This is a genomic window from Delftia sp. S65 (assembly GCF_016516495.1).
Classification (GTDB): Bacteria; Pseudomonadota; Gammaproteobacteria; order Burkholderiales; family Burkholderiaceae_C; genus Comamonas; species Comamonas acidovorans.
The window spans coordinates 1-1,704 of the sequence record NZ_JACVUR010000091.1 but is presented as its reverse complement, the minus strand read 5'-3'; the positions used below and the strand labels follow the sequence as shown (position 1 = coordinate 1,704).

At 68.2% G+C, this 1,704-nt stretch carries 1 protein-coding gene; it reads left to right on the top strand.

Features of this window, described 5'->3' with window-relative positions; genetic code table 11:
• Positions 1–1,704, top strand: a 1,704-nt coding sequence (locus tag IAE24_RS29930; RefSeq protein WP_200016421.1) for a condensation domain-containing protein, incomplete at both ends; no start/stop codon positions are given.

Below are 1,704 nucleotides of genomic sequence, written 5' to 3'. Positions count from 1 at the left end.
GCCACGCCCAACCTGCTGAGCTTCGATACGCACGAGCGGCTGCAAGGCTTTGTGGACAGCCTCAACCAGGTGATCGCAAGGCACGACATCCTGCGCACGGCCGTGCTGTGGGAAGGGCTGGCCGAGCCCGTGCAGGTGGTCTGGCGCAAGGCGCAGGTGGTTGCTGAATGGGTGGAGGTTCAGGCTGGCGCCGATGCGGCGGCGCAGTTGCACGAGCGGCTGGACCCGCGCGTGCAGCGCATCGAAGTGCGCAAGGCACCGATGATCCGCGCCGTGGCGGCGCAGGATGCGCCGCAGGGCCGCTGGCTGCTGCAGCTGCTGACCCACCATCTGGTGCTGGACCACACGACGCTGGAGCGCATCGTCGAGGAGATTGGTCTGATCCGTCAGGGGCGCGAGCATGCGCTGCCCCAGCCGCTGCCCTTCAGGCGCTTCGTGGCGCAGGCACGGCTGGGGGTGAGCGCCAGGGAGCACGAAGAGTTCTTTCGCGCCATGCTGGGCGATGTGGATGAGCCCACGGCGCCTTTCGGCCTGTTGGACGTGCAGGGTGACGGCAGCGGGGTGCAGGAGGCGCGCCATGTGCTGGATGCGGGGCTGGCACGCGCCGTGCGCCTTGCAGCGCAGCGCCAGGGCGTGAGCGCGGCCAGCCTGTTCCATCTGGCCTGGTCGCTGGTGCTGGGCCGGACCACGGGCAGGGACGACGTGGTGTTCGGCACGGTGCTGTTCGGGCGCATGCAGGGTGGCGAGGGGGTGGAGCGTGCGCTGGGCATGTTCATCAACACCTTGCCGCTACGCATACGGCTGGGAGAGCGCAGCGTGCAGGAGTGCCTGCGCCAGACGCATGAGGGGTTGTCGGGGCTGATGCACCATGAGCACGCGACGCTGTCGCTGGCGCAGCGCTGCAGTGCGCTGGAGGGAGGCACGCCGCTGTTCTCCACTCTGCTCAACTACCGTTATCTGGTTCAGGATGACGGGACTTCCAGCGCATGGGAAGGCCTCACGGCACTGGGTGGACAGGAGCGCACCAACTACCCGGTAACGGTATCGATCGATGATCTGGGCGAGGGCTTCGGCATCGTGATGCAGGCCAGCGAGTCCATTGGTGCCCAGCGGATGTGCAGCTACATGGGGGCCGCCATCCAGGCGGTCGTCGGGGCGCTGGAGCGGGCTCCACACAGCAATGCAGGGGCGCTGCAGATTCTGGGTGAGACGGAGCGGACGGCGCTTGAGCGCTGCGGCAGCAGGCAGCCCTGCCCTGCGCATGCCGTGCCGCTGCAGCACGCGATCGAAGAACAGGCGCGTGTGCGGCCCGGGGCGAAGGCCCTGGTATTCGATGCACACAGCCTCAGCTATGGCGAACTCAACGCCCAGGCCAACCGCCTGGCCCATCGCCTGGTCGCCCTGGGCGTGCGCCCCGAGTCGCGCGTGGGCATTGCCATGTCGCGCTCGGTGGAGATGGTGGTCGGCCTGCTGGCCATCCTCAAGGCCGGTGGCGCCTATGTGCCGCTGGATCCGGACTATCCGGCCGACCGGCTGGCGCACATGGTGGAGGACAGCGGCATTGCCCTGGTGCTGACGCAGGCTGCAGTGCGTACGCGCATTCCGGGTGCAGACCGCTTGCAGATTCTGGAGGTCGATACACTGGACCTGTCGGCCGAATCGGATGCCGATCCGCAGGTGCAGGTCTCGGCCGACAGCCTGGCC